This is a genomic window from Methylobacter sp. (genome assembly GCF_023227905.1).
In the GTDB taxonomy this organism is placed as follows: domain Bacteria; phylum Pseudomonadota; class Gammaproteobacteria; order Methylococcales; family Methylomonadaceae; genus Methylobacter_A.
In genome coordinates, this window is sequence record NZ_JALOCF010000029.1 from 33,092 (window position 1) to 53,270 (window position 20,179).

Here is a 20,179-nt window from a genome sequence, read left to right on the forward strand (position 1 = left end):
ATGAGCGCACAGAATTTTTTACCGCCAATACCGCAACCTCCACATGATCCCACATCATGGTTGTTGAATGCACGGGCGGGCTGGCACGAAGCCAAACTGACTCATAAAGAGAATATAGTCATTGGTCAGTCGCTGGCGCTCGAACTGCTCCCGGACAATAGCCGTTCGCTGACAGAATCTAGCGGTAGCTTTGGCGGACTGACAGTTCCGGCTAATGTAGCCTTGGGACCTGATGGCAGCATCTATCTGCTGGATACAGAAACACTGGCGTTGAAACGATTCGATCCCTGCGAGTGCGTGTTCAAAACCGTTCCCTGCTTCGGAGGAGAAGGTAGCGGAGTTCGCCAGCTTCGTAACCCGCATGGCATCGGTATCTGTTCCGGTAATCTCTTCATTTGTGATACCGGCAACCACCGCTTAAGCGTCTTTTCACTGCATGGATTGGTGCTGAGAGGTCATTGGGATCCTTCGCCCGATTCAAACCTCGCTAATCTTTGGGAACCTTGCGGTATTGCATTCGATAGTCGGGGTAGAGTCTTTGTAAGCGATGGCGCTAACGGCTGCATCCATCGGTTTAGCCCGACAGGACGATGGGAAACCTATCTGTCCGGTTTCGGTAAAGTTATCGGGTATGACCTCCGCTTGATGTCTGTTGCTGCGGTTGATGGTCTAGTAAGCGAGGGCAGTAATTTGGTAATAGTTGCCCTCATCGATGCTAACTTGCATATTCGTATCTTCGACGCCAGCGGCAAAAAAGTTGTTGATAAGGCAGAAAATGAACTAGTTAATGGTGAAACGCTGACAGCTCTCAAGAAGCGGTTAAATTCCGTCCCTGACGAATCAGGCTTATCAAAGAAAGATAAGCAAAAAATCATCGGAGATGCGACGTCAATCACAGGTTATACACAATTGATCTATCTCACCATCGATTGCCGAGACCGGTTGTATGTCATAGCCGAGGGTGTAGAGCACAACCTCCACATAGTGGATACGGATGGTAAGGCGATAGAAACAACGGATCGTCTAGAGGCGCTTATGCTTCTGTTTCCGCCTCTAACCTTTGTAGTGGACCCGGCAGGGAACCTGCACCTTGGCTCACTCTGCGTCAATAAGGAAATCCAAAAGGAAAGCTGTGAATCGGGGATGTCACACCCCATGCCTGAGCACGGCATCTTTGATTTGCACGGCGACTTGGTGACATCCTTAACAGTTCCCGCACTTCCAGCTTATTACAAACAGGGTTTTTACTACAGTCAAGCATTGGACAGCGAGCTGTACCGATGTCAGTGGCACCGCATTCTCCTCCGAGGTGAGGTTCCTCCAGGAACTCATATCGAGATTTCGACCTATACGGCGGAGGCCTTATTCCCAAACGACGATCAGGTGCAAAACCTGCCCGAGGACGCATGGGAAACAAAGCGAATCGCTAACGAGATGCCAGACGGCGAGTGGGACTGCCTGATTCGTAACGGTGGTGGGCGCTACTTATGGCTACGGCTGGAATTCAGAGGCAACGGGAAAGTTACGCCCATCCTAGAAAGCATTGTGATCGAGTTTCCGCGCATCAGTCTGCGCCGTTATCTCCCTGCCGTGTTCGGTATGGAGCCCGTTAGTGCCGATTTCACGGATCGGTTTCTTAGCCTTTTCGATACCAGCTTCCGAAGCATCGAAGAAACAGTCGACAATCAGGCACGCTATTTCGACCCGCTCTCGGCACCCATCGAGCGAGATCCGAAGACCGGAACGGATTTTCTCTCTTGGCTGGCGTCATGGATCGGTTTCTCCCTTGACCGAAATTGGCCGGAAGCCAAACGTCGCCAGTTCCTGAAACGAGCGGGAAAACTCTACGATCTGCGCGGGACGCGCCTGGGGCTTTGGCGACAACTGCTGTTATTGCTGGATATGGAACCCGACCAGAATTGTTGTCCTGGCGATCAGCCGAAACTCCGCTGTCGTCCAGCACCCACTAATTGTCCACCGGATATAAAGCCCCTTTGCGCCTGGCAGCCGCCGCCACTGATATTGGAACACTACCAATTGCGCCGCTGGCTGTTCTTAGGGGCTGGGCGACTGGGTGATCAAGCCGTGCTATGGGGCAAACGTGTTGTCAACCGTTCGCAACTGAATGAAGGGGCGCAGGTAGGGCATTCGCAACTGACAACGACCCAAGATCCCTATCGCGATCCGTTTCACGTCTACGCCCATAAGTTTACGGTGTTTGTTCCTGCCTGCTATGGTCAGTCGGAGCAGCAGCGCAAGGCCCTGGAGAATCTGCTTAAAGCGGAGAGTCCGGCCCATACTCATTACCAGCTGGAATTTGTGGAGCCGCGCTTTCGTATCGGTTTCCAATCCATGATCGGATTCGATGCCGTTATCGGCCGGTTGCCACAAGGCGTCACATTGAATGAAACACCTTTGGGACCAGCGTCAGTGCTGGGTTTACCTCCCCATAAACAGGGTGGACCATCTCTAGAGATCGGTAAAGAAGCCCGCATTGGCACTACGACTATTTTGACTTAGAAATATTTGGAGAAGGAGAGGCCGGAATGACGCACCACAAACATAATGATGACGCCCAGGGACTCTGCCCAGCGTGCGAGATCGGGCCGTTTATCCGTAACAACTACTTTACCGGAAAGCTGATGCTGGAGCGGGACTTTACCGATGAGCAGCGCTATTTCATCGAGAAGATGCGTCATCATCACCAGCGACTGCATGGCTGGGGAGTGGTCTGCGGCCTAAAAGTCAAACAACATACAAATCCGGCATGTCGAGATCGCTTTATCTGCATCGAGCCGGGAACGGCCATCGACTGTTGTGGACACGAGATCGTGGTACGTGAGAAAGAATGTATCGATATCACCCAATTGCCTTCTATCAAAGCACTTATTGATAAGAGAGATAATAATCCTCATACCCTTCAGGTTTGCCTGCGTTATCGGGAATGTCCAACTGAAGAGATACCGGTTTTATATGACGAATGCGGTTGCAATGACACAAGATGCGCACCGAATCGCATTCTGGAGTCCTATGATGTCGATGTGATTGTAATCTCCCCAGCATCGGATACGCCCTCTGATAATACGAACGACCAGAATGATGCCGTCGAAACTGATGACAAAGAGCATAAACAGGCTTGCGAAGAGATTCTCTGGTTTCATCTGGACGGATGTCCGCAATGTGACACGTCGCATTGCGTCGTACTGGCGACTATCGAAAATTACCATGTGAGCGACAAGATCGAGGATAAGACTGTTCCGCCATCAGCGCTTGCTGGATTTGCCTTTATAGACAATCGCAAAGGGCGGCAACTGTTGCCGAATACCCAGGTTTTACTAGAACTGATCAAGTGCCTAATGCAGCAAGGGCTGGGCGGGACAGGAACGTCAGGCCCAACGGGGGCACAGGGGGATCGAGGACCTAAAGGAGAAACGGGTGAAAAAGGAGAGGCCGGCCCACCTGGACCGGGCTTGGAGGAGAATCTGGTACGCATCAATGCGCTCAGTTGGATGCACAACATGGACAATGAGTTTTTGCCTGTACAGCTAGGGAATCAGGAGCGCAGGGGCAGGGGAATCGTTATTGGATTTACGGATTTCGTTAAGGTACGAGGCATAGATGCGGATCACGTATTTCAGCTCCTTGTGGAAACGGTTCAAGAAAGCGGCATTGGAAAATTCTTGCGGTGTCGCTGCCCGGTTCGAGGAAAAGTCATCCCCGTGGATTATACCGATAATGGATCTGGTCTCATTAATTTTGCTGAAGAAGATTATTCCAAGCAGCTTCCCACTGGTGAGACCATTGCGAAGGGCATTGCTTTTGTTCTTGATAGTGAGACTTGGGGAGCTGTTATAGATAGGAGCGGAAATGACCTTATAAGCCCCAAATTTTGGGTTATTCTACGAGGAGATTTCGTATTGTCGTCCAAAGATGGTCGAGCCATTGACGCAGAATTCGTTAGAGCTGAGCTTCCGACTGGAGATCGACCCCAAGGTAGCAAGCATGGCATCCAGGGAGGCACGTTCGAAAGCTGGTTCTCCTTGGCGAGACGTTAGGTAGGAGCCTCGCAGATATGGCAGTCCGCAGGGCAAGGTTAGGCAAGACCGATAAAACGCAACCATTCAGGATATAGCATCGTCCATAGATCTAGAACGGCAATGAATTAGTAACTGGAGATAACTCATGAGTGAACGTCGACCTTTTAGTCATGAATACGCCAAAGCAGTAAAAACTGCTGGGGCGAGCGATGATCCATGCACATGCAAGTCCGTGCCCGAGTGCCCCGAATGCGGCGGTCTCGAATGTTTGTGCCGGCCCCGTTTCTTTGCTGGACAGTTACTGACCGAGGAAGATCTGAACCGTCTGGAACACTATATCGTCGAGAAGAACAAGCTGCACAACCGTTACCTGCACGGAACAGGCGTCGTCTGCGGGCTGGAGGTGGTCTGCCACCCTTGTCCGGATCGCGTCACCGTACGTACCGGTTACGCATTGAGCCCCTGCGGGGAAGATATTGCGGTATGCCAGGATACCGTCGTGAATGTCTGCGAGCTTATACAAAAATGTAGGCCCACAGCCCATACCCAAGAGTGTGGTCCTTTCCATAATACTGGTGATGAGGATTGTCAAGATTTAGTAGAGGACTGGATTCTTGCGATCTGTTACGACGAAAAGCCTTCACGCGGCATTACGGCGCTTCGCGGTAGCAGTGGGGCCGCCTGTTGCTCACGCTGTAACTGCGGTGGTTCCTCCGCATGTGGTTGCAGTTGTCATAGCCAAGGGAACGTCGGCAAGAAAAACAGCACTGGATGCCACTCAACCCAGCGCAATCCGCCACCGCAGTGCGAGCCGACGGTCATCTGTGAGGGTTACTCGTTTGTCGCTTATAAAGCATCGCCGGCAAATCCCATCAATGACAGAGATGATCAATCTAAAGGTGAATGGACTAGACGCTACAATAAGTGCAGGTCGACTTTGACGGCAATCCTTTCATCAATTAAGCAGGAGGCAAACAACCAGGAAAAGTATGCTTGGTTTCAGGAGTTCAAAGCTGCGCTGCTGGATTTTTTCGCGGAATACCCAACTTACGACTGTAGTTATCTGGAGAAGCTCAATCAAATTACCCTAGAACCGCCTGTCCAAAGTAGGCAGAATAACTGGGGACAAGCTTTTAGTTTCTCCGCGTTACGCATAACAGCTCTCGCCGCTGAATATTGGGTTCATTGTTTCTGCTCCACGTTGCTTCCACCATGCCCGCCGCCAGTGGAGTGCAATTGTGTCCCCCTAGCGACAGTCAAGGTGCGCAGACCCGGTTGCCATATTCTGGAAGTCTGTAATTGGGGGCCTCGTCGCTTGGTGCTTACTTTTCCGAATTTACAGTATTGGCTATCTCCTTTAGGCTCTCAGGAAACTTTGAGTGCCGCCATTGTGAAACTGTGCTGCGCTCCGTTCCCAGAAAGGCGTATAAAGATACCGGAGTCCAGGGTGGCCGATTTAACCCACAATATTCCAAGGCGTGTTGCTCTCAACGAAATCCCTAAAAACCCATTCGCCACGTTCCTTTCACAGACGTGGTTGAACAAAGACAGGACCATAGATGCCCAAACCCTAATGCTTGCCGTACTAGGTTTCACAGGCGCGGACAATCAACCGTTGGCCAACAAATTCGAATTCGACAATGCGTTGCCGTTCCTGTTGATGAATCAAGTCGTAAGACCAACGCTCGAAGGCATTCTGCCGACCGAATGGACCGAACTGATGAAGGTATTGGCTGATCGAAAAGCCAAGAGTTGTACAGAACCGGTGGTTAACAAAGATGAAAATGAACTTGCCGTTCTTCGAGAGATGGTAGAGAAATTGAATAGTAAAGTGGAAATTCATGAAGCGGAGATAGCAAAACTGCAAAAAAACAAGTAACAGGAGGCTTTATGTCATCCAGCCAGAACCAACGTCCCCGATTTTTTCAAGGCCAATATCTCGGCGCTGAAGATCTTTCGGCAGCGGTTGATTACAGCCGTATCCAAATGGCCCGGCATACGCTTGGAGCCCATAGCTGGGGTATTGCTACTGGTCTTCAAATCAAGGAGAAAAAACTGGCAGGAGACCAGATTGAAATTTATGTAATGCCCGGCTATGCCTGGGACGGCTTCGGACGTCCAATCACTTTACTTGCGCCGTATAAAATACCTACAGAGCTTTTTAAATCCTACGTCTTTGACGCCGCGACTGATAATGGCACACCTGAAGGGCGTCTTATCAAGGTCTGGTTGCGCTATGATGAATCACTCACCCAGAACGCCCGGCCAGGCTTTGAAGTGTGCGATATAGAAGGCCAGAACTCCCGCGTTCAGGAAGCCTTTCGGGTGGAAGTAGGAGAACGGAGTAACCATATAGATCAGCACGATCACATCATGGTAGCGGGCAATTCTATTGATGCCCAGGAAGTGATACAGAAGTTTGATTCCCCAGGCCTAGCTCCACCTGTCTCCCTCTTTGACGAATCCGTTCCCTATCAAGATCTGCCTGAAAGTGATGCCAAGGTGCGTTGGCTGATTCCTCTGGGATGTGTCCGCTGGAAGCCGAATCCAAATTTGAACCAGTCTGGCAATTTCGTTAAACGAAGCGATGATGACCTGAAAGCAAGCCGCAAAATTAGACGATATATTGGTGTGGTGGCGGAGTCTATTCAAGCTGCTGATGGCATTTTGCGAATGCGCGATCGTACCAAAGATTATTCTGACGTGCAGTCTGACGATCTCGTTTGGGTCGAGGGCAAATTACGTGTAGACGGTGATGCCAGGCTGTTCGGAAGCAAACTGGATTTTCTACATAAGGACGGGCAGGATTTTAATGTCCCGTTGAGAGTTCAGCGCGCAGGTGATCCAGGGCTTGGCAATCGTGCGCTGCAAGTCATTATTGGTCCCGATACGCAAACCAATAACCGCTTTGCAGTGGGACCATTGAAAGCAGGCGATGGCACTGTGGATGAGAAGTTCGTCGTGCTAAGCGGTGGGAATGTTGGAATCGGCACCACTGTTCCACGAAGCAGACTTCAGATTAAGAATCTAACGACAATTGATGAGGGTAAGACAGCGCAAGGAGCCTGGGCAAACTTTGGCTCTAATGCTTACTATGATAGTGCATGGAAACGCATTGATAGTACGAAAGCAGGCGTCAATCTACATATGAATGCGGATGATGGTGCGGGTCAAGAATTTCGCTTTCTGAGGGTTGAGACGACTGGTTCACAAAGAAACATTGCGGTGGTCGGAACAAATTTGAGCTATTTTGAAAGTAAGGTTGGCATCGGGACGGCAGCACCGGCCGCGAAGCTAGAGGTTGCTGGAGATGTCGCACTGGAAAAAATTGCTGTAGGTGCTGCTCGCGCGCTTCCGCAAGGAGCCACCTTGCTGTGGAACGACGGCACCTGGCTGCGACTGAACCAGAATCTCGATTTTTCGAAACCTATCTTAGGAGTCCATACACCCGGATTGTTCGCATCCGGCTCACTGAACGTGGGCGGTGCTGGAAATTGGGGCGATCCAGGGGCAGGAAACGTCTGGATTACAGGCAACGTAGGTATTGGTACGACGGTTCCGGCCACAAAGCTCCACATCCTCGGCAACCGAATTCGTCTTGAGAATTCCAACAAGCATGTTGATATTAGAGCCGATGGCTCATCCGTGGATTTACACTCGGAGACGAATCATCTCTACGTCCGCAGTAGTGGACCCGGCGGCAACAACAACGTCATTATTAATCCTTTCGCTACAGACGGCAATGTTGGCATTGGCACCGAGGCGCCAACCGAAAAGCTGCACCTGATAGGAAATTTGCTCATCTCAGAGAAAGCTTATATGCCGGGCGGGGGCACGTGGACTGCCCCCTCTGACGAGCGACTAAAGAAAAATATCGAGCCCTTAGCCAATGCCTTGAACAAACTGTTACAACTCCGAGGCGTTCGTTTTGAATGGCAAGAGCCGGAAAAGATGGGAAATCTAGTAGGGCCACAGCTTGGGCTAATCGCACAGGAAGTGGAGAAGGTCTTCCCTGAATGGATTAGTACCGGGCCGGAAGGATACAAAGAACTTACAATTCGAGGGTTCGAGGCGCTTACCATCGAAGCGTTACGCGAACTCAAAAAAGACATTGAGAATTTGCGCCAGAAACGGGAAAAATGATGAAAGAACAACTATTGCAACGACTTGATGAACTCAGATCGGAATTCGAAGCCGGCCAGAAAATGCTTGCTGGACTGGAGACGCAACAGATTCACATGAAGAGTTCTTTATTGCGTATCAGCGGCGCGATCCAGGTGCTGGAAGAATTTCTAGGTCAGTCACCACCTGAAGATCAGCCGTAAACTATTGTTGAGCACGAAAAATAAGAGCAGTGGCAACAGAATAGGGTTACGAGGATGGATGCAAACGTTACGATGAACAATCGACTACTTATTCGCCAGTTTCAGGTGCAGTATCTGGTATCGCGCGAGCATCCCGCGCCGGAACGCATCCAGTCACGGATGGATGAAACAGTAACCCACGGTCTTGCACAAAACCTTACTATGGCTTTGGCTCCTTTGTTTTCCAACATTGATTCAAGTCTTTGGTTAATCCGTAGTCTGGACGTGGAGTTTGACATCAATATTGCCTGGGAGCAGGAACAGTTAGTAAGAACTTTCGCGTTCAAGATTGCTCATTCATTGGCGGTTAACGTTCAAGGCGAAAGTGACGAAGAGAATGTCCTACGGTTTCCCAACCGAGCTGCTTATCTGGCCCGGTTCCTGTTGGATGTAGCGGAAGGCCGCGCCTGGAGCAAGTGGTATTACGAATTTTTCAGTGGACTAAAGCTATTGCCGCTTTCGGCAACCCTGCGTACTGCTATCTGCGAGCGAGCAGTCCTTGGAAAGGCGGCTCTCTATCAGCTTACCAACGATGAACTCTCTAAAATCTTAAATTCTCTGACCATACAGGATGCGCGCCGGATACTTGATAGCTTTACCGAGGGCACAACTGTGGGAGAGGAGTTCGGTTGTTTCCAAGCTGCATGGGACGCGATGCAAAATGAACAGCCCGATACGGCGGATGAATGGCGCAATACACTGAGACTTTATCTCGCCGCCAGCCGCGATCGAGAAGATGTCGGTGGTTCTCATTTAAGAGTCGCGGCCTTGGCGTTGCTTCGTCTGGCGCGCTGCCTTGTTGACGGCTCTCCTTCGGATGGAGAAAAATTACTTGCTGCCCTGATCAGTAGTAATAGGGTAGCGCTATATAAAATAGCTGGAACAGCGAATGCTGAAATGCTGCTTCCATTGTCTCGTTGTCCGCCCGCATGGCTGCAGGAAGTGGGGCAGACGCTTCTTGGCCGTAATGCCGGGCAGATAGCGGATGAGGCCGTAAAGGAAGGGCCTCGCTATACGCCTTTCGGCGGCATGTTTCTGCTGCTTCCCCTGCTGGATGAATTTCCGCTTGAGGAAGCAACTTCCGGTTGGCCGGACGCGGATGATATCGCCGCAGTCGTGCTGGTCCGCTTTTTGCTGCTCGCTAAATGTTGCGGACAGTCGCGTGTCACCAGAGCATTTTACGATCCTTTGATGCGCGATCTCATGGGGATAGACCCTTCCATATCCCCGGCAGTCCTGGCCGATTGGCAGGCCCGCATCTCTCCCGAGAATCTCGAAACGTTCCTGAAGACGTTGACCCTCTGGCATCGCGAACGCGGGGTAGTACAGGGGCAGACATGGGTGTTTGCTCGCATCCCCGCTCCTGGCAGCCCGGTTGCAGTCCTGATAGATGGCTCACGTGGTGTCTGGCTGTTTGTCGCTAGTTATAATCCATGTAGGCCAGAACAGATCCTTGAACCTTTGCGAGGCTGCTTTGCTCAATACAAGCAGGAAGATGCGGTTCTTTTGAGCGATCCGGTGTTCATGGATACGCTGCATTCGGCATTCCCTGAGCGAAAAATCGTGAGCCTCGTTGACGATACTGCAAACATGATAGCCGAGGAAGATCAACAGCTTGCCGAAATACTGACACGGCTGGACAAACTCCCTGATGATCTCTCTCACTTGTCTATGCCGAAGTCATTGGGTCTCACGCGTTCGTTCGATCAGGTGTTAAGCATTGCCGCCCAAAACCTCATGCGGGCATTTGCCTGGCGCTTGCCGGGTTTTGCCGGCTCGAATCTGCCTTACCTCTACAGTAATTTTCTCGACTTTGCGGGTAGTATGGAAGAAGAGCCGGCGCGGCGGGTAGTGCGGCTTGGGCGTCCCCCTCTGCATCTGATACTGAACATGACGGGTATGGAGCGTAAAATGTATACACTCAGCTGGCTGGACGAACGTCCATTCGCGCTGTTCCCGGAAGGATGACGGCGATGTTCACCAGTCCGCTCGAACATATCACCGCCGAATTGCAGAGACTGGATCTATTGCTGCACCGGGAGATTTTGCGCCTGCGTGCCACCTATCAACTGTCGCTGGACGAGTTTCGCGGCCTGTATATCAGCGATGAGCAAGTCAACAGCCTGATCGATCAGAGCCTGGGCTACGAAGGCGAGCAATCTATCATTGAGGAACTGACCCAACGGGCCGAAGCATTACGCGAAGCCAATGCTGCACGCTTGCACAGTGATTTACCCTGGCAGCGCTTGGCTAATGAGTTTAGCTTGGCACCGATCGAGCAAGATATCCTGCTGCTGGCCATTGCCCCCGAAATCGACCTCAAGTACGAGACGCTGTACGCCTACCTGAACAATGACATCACCCGTAAATGGCCGACCCATGATCTCGCTTTACGCGTCTTATCTGCGTCTCCGGCAGAGCGGTCGGAACTTCGCCCTTATCTGTCACCCCACGCCGCGCTGTTCGCTGGCAATTTCCTGCACACAATAGATCCGACCTTTCGCGCTTCGTCCTTGGCTCATGGGTTCACTCTGATGCCAGCCTTGGTCGATTATCTGCTCGGCTACCGTTACGAAGATGCCCGTCTCACAGCCTTCACGGAAACGGTCAATAGTTTAGTAGCCTGGAACAAGGTTCCTTTGGTAGCCGATGCAGTGACCCGGTTCCGGCAGGTTGCGAAACGCTTTAAAGCATCTCACGGGGCTTTACCGTTACTCCTGCTGGAGGGACGGCCCGGCGCTGGAAGGTCGCTCGCGGCAAGAGCGCTGTGCGGTGAACTGGATCTAACGCTGCTCAAGTTCGACCTGGAAGCCGCTCGCGCCTCGCCGGAACCGCTGTCCACGCTCATCGCCGCCGCACTCCTGCAAAGCCGTCTGGAACCCGCCGGGTTGTATCTGGAAGGCATCGCAACCTTGTTCGATAACGTTGGCAAACCGTTGCCCGAAGCCCATGCGCTTGCCACTACGTTAACGGGTCATCCACGCCCGGTGTTTCTGGCCTGTACGCCAGGAACGCAGGCAAGCGGATGGCTCAAACGCCAGAGTGTTCTTGGTTTCCACTTTCCGGAACCGGATTTTTCCGCGCGCGTCTGGCTCTGGCAGGATGCCCTGACCGAACAAGACACCGCGCTGCCGGCTGACGAGATCCATCTACTGGCAGGCCGTTTTATCCTGAATCCGGGCCAGATCCAGGCCGCTGCCGAGACCGCTGCCGAGACGCGTGAACTGACTGGAACGCTTGATAGTATGACCCTGTTCGAGGCGGCGCGGGCGCAGTCTGACCGCAGCCTCGGCGCGCTTGCGGTCAAAGTGAAGCCTATCCATTGCTGGGACGATCTCATACTGCCGACCGCCACACAGACGCGCATTCGAGAACTCGCATCCGCAATCCGCTTCCGGCATGTCGTTTACGCGGAATGGGGATTCGAACGGCGCATTGCCTCGGGCCGTGGCGTAAAGGCGCTGTTCGCCGGCGGTTCGGGTACCGGCAAGACCATGACCGCTAGCGTGATTGCCCAAGACCTCGGACTCGACCTTTATAAGATCGATCTCTCCAGCATTGTCAGCAAATACATTGGCGAGACTGAAAAAAACCTCGACCGCATCTTCCAGGCCGCGCAGTCCAGCAACGCTATCCTGTTTTTCGACGAAGCCGACGCTCTGTTCGGCAAGCGTTCGGAAGTAAAAGACGCCCACGACCGTTACGCCAACATCGAAGTGTCCTACCTCCTGCAAAAGGTCGAAGACCACGAGGGTGTAGTGATTCTGGCCAGCAACCTGAGCAAGAACATCGACGAAGCCTTTTCGCGCCGCCTGCACTATGTGATCGATTTTCCTTTGCCCGATGAAACCCATCGCGAACGGCTCTGGCGCGGCATGCTTCCGCCGGAAGCACCGCTGGCGAAAGACCTGGACTGGCAGTTTCTTGCCAAGCAGTTTTCCATCGCCGGCGGCGACATCAGGAACGTAGCGCTGGATGCGGCTTTTCTAGCTGCCCAGGATGGCCGAGTCATCACCATGAAGCAACTCATCAATGCCATGGCGCGGCAGATGATGAAACAGGGGCGGATTCCGTCACCGACGGATTTCAAGCAGTACCATGGCTTGATCGGCGAAGGTGAGTGAGGGGAAGATTATGACTGCGGGCAAAGTCAAAGCTATCGAGAAGACCCAGAAATCCTCCGACCCCTCATCGCCGACCCATGCATTCGCCCGACAGTCGAGCGTTGGCATGTCTCCAGGTGGATTCGATGCCACTTCGGTTCCACAGATGGCAGGCAACCTGGCAGTTCAGCGATTGTTCCGCTCCGGGCATATCCAGGCCAAGCTCGCGATCAGTCGACCCGGCGATCCGGACGAGGAGGAAGCGGACCGTGTCGCCGAGCAGGTGATGCGGATGGCCGAGCCTGGTGAGTCTCCCTCCATCGGCGTGTTCGTTGGTGCGAAGGTCGTGAAGCGCTGTGCAGCGTGCGAAGCAGAAGAGGAGAAGTGGAGGACGTCGGCGCAGGCTGAAGGCAGTGTGAGAGTTCGCCGCAAGTGTGCGGAGTGCGAGGCGGAGGACAAGAAGCGCGAAGAGGAACATCCGAACGAGACGAAGAAGGAGCGCCTGCAGCGAAAGCCAATGAATGATCCTTCGATGGTGAACGAGTTGCCACACGTGACGTCGGTGGCGCGATCGGGAGGGCAGCCCCTCGACGCTGGCACGCGCGCGTTTATGGAGTCGCGGTTCGGGTTCGACTTCAGTCAAGTCCGGGTTCATACCGACTCATCGTCGGCAGAGGCTGCGGGGTCAGTGAACGCCCGAGCCTATACGCTCGGTTCGGACGTGGTCTTTGCCTCGGGGCAGTACTCGCCGGCGACGGATAGTGGTCGTCGCCTTCTCGCGCACGAGCTCACGCACGTCGTTCAGCAGGACTCGGGTACGGCTCGCGTAGGAGTATCTCAGTCGTCTACCGGCTCACTGAGAGTCCTGGCGCGCGCGCCGAGCACGCCGCCCGCGGGGGGGGCGGGCGCATCAGCCAGGAAGACCTATTCGAGTCCGACCGTCAAAACGCTGCTCGCAGACACTCCGCGCGGTGACGTTCCGAACAAGATTATCGGCGATCATGGTGCCTGGCTTAGTAAAGCGACCGATGCCGAGCGGCTCGATCTGATCAGCGCCTGTCTGATTGGGGAATCGAACTTGGCGGGTCAGGCGATCGATTTGTGCTGGTTTCACTGTGCCAACTGGCAGGCGGTTGCCCGTTCCAACCTGAGTCTGTGGCAGCGCAGTCTCACGGCCATGATGAACGACAGTCTTCCTGGTCCGTTCTTCAAGAACTTGATGGATACGTTCTTGTTCGACACCGAGGAAGTCGCGCGCGGCTACCTGGACATGAACGAGGAGTACTGCAAGAAAACCCTGGGCGAGATGTTCTACGACATGACCGGCCAGCCCATGACTGGCCCGCCAACCCCTCAGCAGGAACAAGCCCGTAAGTCTCCGGTGAACGCAGAGAAGGCGCAAGAGCTACTGGACATGCAGTACCAGTTGAACGCCGCCCGCAATACGGCGGTGGGGTACTTGATCTCCGAAGAGCAGGAGGCCCAGGAAAAGAAAGAAGCCAAGGCGCACGACAACGAGGAGGTGGAGCCGGAGAAGGGGTCGCCGCCCGGGGGCACGACATGGAAACCGAAGAAGGAAAATCTGGCGTACTTCGACCCGGCCAAGGCGCCGCCATTCGGTCCGCGTCGTGACGACAAGGTCGTGACGAAGACGTGGGATCAGGTGAAGCCGGCTTACGAGAAGGGCGTCGACGCCATCCACGGTCTCCTCGCGCTGCACCCGAAGCTGTATCTCCTGGTCAGAGACAACGTTGACGACAAATCGAAGACCTCCCAGATTGTCGCTGACGGGGAATTGAAACCAGACGCCACGAAGATCATCGCCAAAGAACTTGCCGATACCGTCGCGAACATCAATAAGACCCGTCCCTTGATGAGTAAGGTCCTCGCCCAGGAGCTCAAGCCAATTCAGCAACAGCTCCTCACAGGTACGACGAGCAGCCCGAGACAGCCGGGCAGGAACTGGGCCACCGATCCTCTGTGGAAGCCCGCCGCCGACGGGTACGTGAAACAAACTGCTCCGCGCGTGTGGTGGCAGAGTCTTGGTCTCTCGGCCCTTGAGATGGGCGTCTACATCATCGCCGGCATTGCGACAGGAGGAGTGGTGTTCGCCGCGGCCATGGCGGCGAAGGGCATTGCTGATGCCGCCGCCGCCGAGGGAAAGAAACAGGCGCTGCAGGCGGCCGCTGGCTCGAACGTATCGTCAAAGACGATGCTCGTCAGCGGGAAGCAGGTGGAAGAAGCGGAAGTCGAAACTGCCATGGCCATCGCGTTCGCGGCGCTCGACGTGCTCGGGTTGGGCGCTGAGGTTCGCGGCGTCGTTGGTGCGGCGAAGGCGGCGCTCGTGCCGGGCGAGCAGGCGGTTCGCGCCATTCAGATGTCCCAGGATGTGCTCGGCTACGAGAAGAAGCTTCTGGGTCAGATAGTGGCCAAAGACGCCCTCGAGACGGCCGAGAAAGCGAAGGCGTTGGCGGCTGAGGCACGAAAGCTGGCCGATGAGGCCAAGACCCTGTCAAAGGGCCACCCTGGTGACGGCGTGTTGGCGGGACGGGCACGGATGGCTGACAAGGCGGCGACACGAGCCGAAGAAGGCGCAAAGCGTGTCGAGGATTTGGCGCGCGCAACCGAAACAGCGCAGAAGGCAGCCAAAGGCGTTCCAGAGGCGGAGCTCGTCGCCGAATTCAGTGTTCCCCTCGAAGGCGGCGGGAAGATCGTGGTCACCAAGAATGGACAGGTATTCGTCTGTGCGTCGCCCTGCTCGATTCTGACGGAGCGCTTCGCTGATGTCATCGCACGTAATCCTGAATTGGCCCGGCGCGCGGTAGCCGTGCGCATGGCAGAGCAGGAGACGGAGACGTCTCTGAAGACACTGGAGGGAGCGCAGGCGAAGGCGGTTAAGGCGCGGCTCGCGGCGCTCGAGAAGTCGTTCAAAGGGGAATGCGAGATGTGGGCGCGAGCGGAAGGAGTTGTTACGTGGCTTCAAGGTGACGCTGCGGCGACCTATCCTGCGCTGAAGGGTAAGAAGATCAATGCTGGATCGGTCGTTCGGATTCTAGAAAAGAAGACCGAGAACCCGGCGAAGGGTCAACTGCTCGAGGAACTTGGAGGTGCCGATGTGCTCGAGCGCTTGGGCACCGTCCAGGGCCGGCAGCAGTTCGCTGGGCAATTCGCCGGTGAGGAGCTGATATTTGTGCCGAGCTACATGGTACGGGATTCCAAGGGGCGGCAACTGACCGATGGCATGGTTGGATTTTGGAAGGGTGAGACGTTTCAAATCGTGACCATCATCGAGTCGAAGGCCGGGAAATGGGCGTCCGAAGGGCTGAAGTACAGCACCGAGGAACTGGCGGCGGTCTCGCGCGTGCGGTTCAGACTCATCCGCGAACGGTACAAGGTCAAGGATCTGAAAGGGGCTCAGGACATTCGAGAGCAGCCATTCGAGGATTTTGTGAAGGCGAACCAGGCCAAGATCGACGAGGCCGTCAAGCTGGCGGAGAGCGACTCGGATTGGCGCAAGGTCGCGATGGAGGACTATCACGCTCGTGTCGTTCAGGAGTTGCGTGCCAAGGGCAGTGTCCAGGAAGCCGACCGGATTTCCAAGCTCGGCACGTCCGAGTTTGGCGCGACGTTGACACCGATGGAACAGGCGCACGTCGATTCCTTGCTGCCCTTGCCAGAGGCCGGCCAGTTCACCAAAGACCTGGAGCGTACGGGTGAAATGGGAGGCGCGATGCTCAACCCGCATGAGCTACCGAAAGTCATGAGTGACGGAAAAGTATCCTCTCAGTGGCCATCGGGAAAGAAGGGCGATGTACCAGCGGGAACCTGGAAACCGACACAGTTTGCGGGAAATCGCGGCTCAGTGAAAATGCAGGGCTATGTCACGAACGACGCGGACGCGGCAAAGATCGCTGCCAACGCGCGCGACACGGAAGGGCTGGCGGCCGACGTCACGAAAGTCGATCTCAGCACAGATGAAATCGGTAAGCTCGCAAAAGAGATTCTTAAGCGTGGGAGGCCTGCCAAGAAGTAGCTAGACGCCGATGCTCACCGAAAAGCAAAAGAAAGGGGGGCTATAAATACTGTCCATACCGAGAGATCACCTAACTAAGAGGTAGAAATCCATGAATAATTACTTCGCTTTCCTTCAACCCTTTTCTGAGCAGGACACGGGGTTACGAAATCGACGTAAAGCTCCCGAACCGAGCGAAACCGCACACACAGGAGCACGCGATATTCCGGAAATACCCCAGACCGCGGGAAACCTTGCGGTGCAGCAACTGTTCCGTTCCAGCACCGTTCAGGCCAAGCTTGCCATCAGCCAGCCCGGCGATCCTGAAGAGCAGGAGGCGGATCAGGTCGCCGATCAGATCATGTCGTCAGCAACCACGGGGACCATCCAGCGAAAATGTGCAACATGTGCCAAAGGGACGACATGCCCGAAATGCGAGGAAGAGGTGAAAGTTCAGCCCAAGGAAAAGCCTGATCACTACTCTCAAGCTACTCCTGCCGTATATTCAAAGATTGCCCCGTTGCGAGGTGGCGGCAGCCCTTTGCCCCCCACTACTCGCGCTTTTATGGAGCCGCGCTTTGGGGCTGACTTCAGTGGGGTACGATTGCATACGAACAGCGAGGCCGCACAATTAAATCGCGCCGTCAGCGCGCGGGCGTTCACGCATGGACATGATATTTATCTCGGCGAAGGCACGAACAACGTTGAGTCGAGCACAGGAAAACAGTTGCTGGCCCACGAACTGGCTCACGTCGTACAGAATTCCCGCCGTTACGGGGCCCGCGAATGGATCAGGCGTGTCCCGCTACCGGACTACAGTCAAAAAGGAGATACATGCGACCCGGCATCACTGATGACTGCTCTTATCCTATGGGACAAAGAGAACTCTAGCGTAGGATCTTCGAACGCCAATATTGTTGGCATCTGCAACGCTGCATTGCTGTATATGAGCAAAAATAAGCCCACACTGATTGGCCTCTATAGCCGCACGGGAAATGGTGAGACGCTCTTTGATTATAACGTTCAGTATCTGAGCGCGACCCGCGACCGTCTTCGCACCGCCGGAACATCCGCCAGCGAAGGCGAATACCAGATGCTCAGTACCATACTGTACACTTTCGGCCACGATGCCAGCGACGTCCTGCGAAAGTTGGGCTTAACGGGGCCGAAGAATAAAGGTGGCAATACGCTTGCCGATATCTTCACCGACTCCGATCTGAAGGGGCTAAAACCGGGGGAGTCTGCTCAAATCAATTGGCTCTCTATTGTGCAACAACAATCTACCGATGGCCGATCCTCAGTCGGACCCCATGCCTTCCTCATTGGCCGGGGGAAGCTCGGAATGTGGTTCCTATCTGACCAAGGAGTTTCGCCCGCTCTGCACCTCGAAGCGAATTCACTCGAAGAAATCCGCACTAATCTCAATCAGGTGGCGGCCGCGGGAAAAACGAACATCGTTACAGATCCAGGCCAAACCAATACGACCTTGGGTTGGACCGGCGTACGGATACTTCAGTCTCAGAGCTACTCTCTCCCTTTTCAGAACCTCGCTCCCCCCGGAAGATTTCTCGCCGAAGTAGACGCTGGTTGGGGAACAACCGGTGAGCGCGTGTCTACGTGGGATTTTGTCGGTACTGGTTACAACTTGAAGGAAGTCGAGGATCTCTTCAAGTCATCCGGGGCTGGTCACGGGTTCTTAATTGGTGAGATGCCAGTTGGCGTCTATAACGTGTACAAGACAAATCCAGTTAGCTCAGATAACGCCGCAGTGACCGAAATTGACAAGAGTGACTCTAAAGGTGGATTACTTCTGAACACATCATTATTCATCAATGCCTGGCTCAAGTTGAGAACAGCGAAGGACTCGTCTATCTCCGGCCTCGGTTTCAAGGTTTACTGAATATCGGGCTAACACATAAATAAAGGATTGATGTGTTAGGAGTTAAGGCGTCAAAACCTATATAAATAAAAGCCTTCGATGGTCCCGTATGCTCTCGTTTGATGGGAGAGGGTTCTCCTAAAAGAATGGGTAAATGAGGTCTGATAATCTTCTAGCCAACCTCCTCGCGAGCAGTTGGTAAACTGATTGCTCAGCAAAACGAGAGGAAACTGACATGTCACATTACTGTGGAATCGATTTACGTTCAAATGATCATGTGGTGTTCGTGATTAATCACGTATAAAAGGAGCAGACCCTATAAATTAATCAGGAATCTGCCATAGCCGATCAATTAAGCAACGAGGAGAAAAAATGGACGTAACCACTATCGACAAGTACATTGATATTTTTGTGAAGATCGCCGCTCTCTTGGGGGGCGGGTGGGGTGTCTACAAATTCGTGCAATATCGTGAACTCAAACAACGTATACAGCTAGAGGTAGACGCTAAGCTGTACAAGCTCACCTTGCCTGAAGAAGCTGAAGCTTTTACTTGGGATCCTCAAGGCAATTGTAAGCCAGATTCTGCAAAGCTGCGCACCCATGCGGTTGAGATATTACTCAAGTTCACTAACAAAGGCTTTACTCGCATGCGCCTATTCAATATAAAGGTTGGCATAAACACGATGCGGCCTCACAATGAAGCTCAGTTTGACCAGGGGGATGGGCACCTGCGCCTGACCCGAATATTCTCCAGCGGCAACCTTGTGCCCGTATTTGAGGTGGAAGGTAAAAACGTTGAAGATACTTCCTTTTACTACATCGAACCCGGTGTCGAACAAACGATCTCGTATCTGACGCTGATTACCGAGCCGCGCGAACTCGTTCAGATATATGCCAAATTCAGTCTTGAGCAAAAGAGGCTATTCCCGAAGAGAGAGATAGGAGAAAAAGGCGTTTATCCCCATACCGCTGCACGGACATTTAAAGTCAATTCAGATAGCTCAATCGATAATTGATTCACTCGTACAATCCGCATGTGATCGTCGGTATATTGTAAGCGGCTAGCCGATCCACTATCGTCAGATGTTGCTGGTTATGATTTAATCCATGACACCCAAAGTAAGCAGTTCGTCGATGCGGCTGTTGGGCCAGGCGGGGAGCTTTTCCAAGGTGTCTTTCAACCAGGTAGCCGGATCGAGACCGTTGAGTTTGGCCGTGCCGAGCAAGGTTTGAATAACTGCCGCTCAAAGCGTCATTATGGCTGAGCTGGACAGCATTACCGAAGTCATCATGGCCGCAACCGGGAAGGTAAAAACCGAAGGATGCTCGGCGAAATCTATCCTTTGCTGGTTTTATTGCGTTATTACCAAAAGAACGCCGCAAAAATTCTCGCGCCGTGTCCCGCCTTTACTTCCCCGCTGGCTTTCCCGCAAGCCGCGGCTAAGATCGAGCGCCTCGCTTACGGCGAGGTGGCGATTTGTTGATTTGCATTTTGTCGTTATAGAAACAAATAGTTTAATGATAAATCGTTCCTTGTAACCGACTTCTGGCAGGCTCTCCTATGACCGCTTTTCAAGGTTGTCCTGTCGTTCATTTGGAATTAGCGACAGGCTCTTTTAGGTCGGTTCTTGCCTGTCGTCTGAATGACGAAATTCTGCCAAAGGACTAAACCGCTCACGCGGTATTGACGCTGCGATCATAAGCCTGTGGCTGGTTGAAAGAGCGTAACTGTTTCCTATGTTATGGAATGAGGCAATCCGCCTTGTTTCAAGATAGGAGCTGT

11 protein-coding genes and 1 pseudogene are annotated in these 20,179 nt (G+C 53.5%); 11 read left to right on the top strand and 1 reads right to left on the bottom strand.

The genetic code is table 11. The features are described from left to right. The 10 genes from M0R47_RS12650 to M0R47_RS12695 all read left to right on the top strand — a co-directional run bounded on the left by M0R47_RS12650 (nucleotide 1) and on the right by M0R47_RS12695 (nucleotide 19,412). Entirely contained in the window at nucleotides 1–2,520 is a 2,520-nt protein-coding gene (locus M0R47_RS12650; RefSeq protein WP_292555302.1) for a phage tail protein, read from the top strand. Nucleotides 2,521–2,546: 26 nt separating this feature from the next. Then, nucleotides 2,547–4,055 carry a collagen-like protein gene (locus tag M0R47_RS12655; protein ID WP_292555304.1) on the top strand — a complete coding sequence of 503 codons (1,509 nt, stop codon included), beginning with the start codon at nucleotides 2,547–2,549 and terminating at the stop codon, nucleotides 4,053–4,055. 127 nt (nucleotides 4,056–4,182) lie between these two features. Beyond that, complete coding sequence (locus M0R47_RS12660; protein ID WP_292555307.1) at nucleotides 4,183–5,916, top strand: hypothetical protein; 1,734 nt, start codon at nucleotides 4,183–4,185, stop codon at nucleotides 5,914–5,916. 11 nt (nucleotides 5,917–5,927) lie between these two features. Further along, nucleotides 5,928–8,180 carry a tail fiber domain-containing protein gene (locus tag M0R47_RS12665; protein ID WP_292555310.1) on the top strand — a complete coding sequence of 751 codons (2,253 nt, stop codon included), beginning with the start codon at nucleotides 5,928–5,930 and terminating at the stop codon, nucleotides 8,178–8,180. Then, the gene (locus M0R47_RS12670; RefSeq protein ID WP_292555312.1) at nucleotides 8,177–8,362 is read left to right on the top strand and encodes a hypothetical protein; all 186 of its coding nucleotides are present in this window, start codon (nucleotides 8,177–8,179) and stop codon (nucleotides 8,360–8,362) included. Before M0R47_RS12665 ends, M0R47_RS12670 begins: the two co-directional genes overlap by 4 nt. 72 nt (nucleotides 8,363–8,434) lie before the next feature. Then, entirely contained in the window at nucleotides 8,435–10,369 is a 1,935-nt protein-coding gene (locus M0R47_RS12675; RefSeq protein ID WP_292555315.1) for a hypothetical protein, read from the top strand. Between the two features lie 5 nt (nucleotides 10,370–10,374). Then, complete coding sequence (locus M0R47_RS12680; RefSeq protein ID WP_292555318.1) at nucleotides 10,375–12,525, top strand: ATP-binding protein; 2,151 nt, start codon at nucleotides 10,375–10,377, stop codon at nucleotides 12,523–12,525. A gap of 10 nt (nucleotides 12,526–12,535) precedes the next feature. Next, entirely contained in the window at nucleotides 12,536–16,537 is a 4,002-nt protein-coding gene (locus M0R47_RS12685; RefSeq protein ID WP_292555320.1) for a DUF4157 domain-containing protein, read from the top strand. A gap of 91 nt (nucleotides 16,538–16,628) precedes the next feature. After that, complete coding sequence (locus M0R47_RS12690) at nucleotides 16,629–18,416, top strand: DUF4157 domain-containing protein (RefSeq protein ID WP_292555322.1); 1,788 nt, start codon at nucleotides 16,629–16,631, stop codon at nucleotides 18,414–18,416. Between the two features lie 351 nt (nucleotides 18,417–18,767). Continuing rightward, entirely contained in the window at nucleotides 18,768–19,412 is a 645-nt protein-coding gene (locus M0R47_RS12695; protein ID WP_292555325.1) for a hypothetical protein, read from the top strand. 84 nt (nucleotides 19,413–19,496) lie between these two features. Here M0R47_RS12695 and M0R47_RS12700 read toward each other — a convergent pair. Beyond that, nucleotides 19,497–19,640: pseudogene (locus M0R47_RS12700) on the bottom strand (transposase domain-containing protein); the annotation flags it as partial. Between the two features lie 78 nt (nucleotides 19,641–19,718). On the opposite strand from M0R47_RS12700, the gene M0R47_RS12705 reads away from it, so the two are divergent. After that, complete coding sequence (locus M0R47_RS12705) at nucleotides 19,719–19,880, top strand: hypothetical protein (RefSeq protein WP_292555327.1); 162 nt, start codon at nucleotides 19,719–19,721, stop codon at nucleotides 19,878–19,880. Nucleotides 19,881–20,179 lie beyond the last annotated feature (299 nt).

What these genes read in the sequence shown, in the direction of transcription:
- M0R47_RS12650 (WP_292555302.1), top strand. Translation starts at nt 1, where the DNA reads ATGAGCGCACAGAATTTTTTACCGCCAATACCGCAACCTCCACATGAT.
- M0R47_RS12655 (WP_292555304.1), top strand. Translation starts at nt 2,547, where the DNA reads ATGACGCACCACAAACATAATGATGACGCCCAGGGACTCTGCCCAGCG.
- M0R47_RS12660 (WP_292555307.1), top strand. Translation starts at nt 4,183, where the DNA reads ATGAGTGAACGTCGACCTTTTAGTCATGAATACGCCAAAGCAGTAAAA.
- M0R47_RS12665 (WP_292555310.1), top strand. Translation starts at nt 5,928, where the DNA reads ATGTCATCCAGCCAGAACCAACGTCCCCGATTTTTTCAAGGCCAATAT.
- M0R47_RS12670 (WP_292555312.1), top strand. Translation starts at nt 8,177, where the DNA reads ATGATGAAAGAACAACTATTGCAACGACTTGATGAACTCAGATCGGAA.
- M0R47_RS12675 (WP_292555315.1), top strand. Translation starts at nt 8,435, where the DNA reads ATGAACAATCGACTACTTATTCGCCAGTTTCAGGTGCAGTATCTGGTA.
- M0R47_RS12680 (WP_292555318.1), top strand. Translation starts at nt 10,375, where the DNA reads ATGTTCACCAGTCCGCTCGAACATATCACCGCCGAATTGCAGAGACTG.
- M0R47_RS12685 (WP_292555320.1), top strand. Translation starts at nt 12,536, where the DNA reads ATGACTGCGGGCAAAGTCAAAGCTATCGAGAAGACCCAGAAATCCTCC.
- M0R47_RS12690 (WP_292555322.1), top strand. Translation starts at nt 16,629, where the DNA reads ATGAATAATTACTTCGCTTTCCTTCAACCCTTTTCTGAGCAGGACACG.
- M0R47_RS12695 (WP_292555325.1), top strand. Translation starts at nt 18,768, where the DNA reads ATGGACGTAACCACTATCGACAAGTACATTGATATTTTTGTGAAGATC.
- M0R47_RS12705 (WP_292555327.1), top strand. Translation starts at nt 19,719, where the DNA reads ATGCTCGGCGAAATCTATCCTTTGCTGGTTTTATTGCGTTATTACCAA.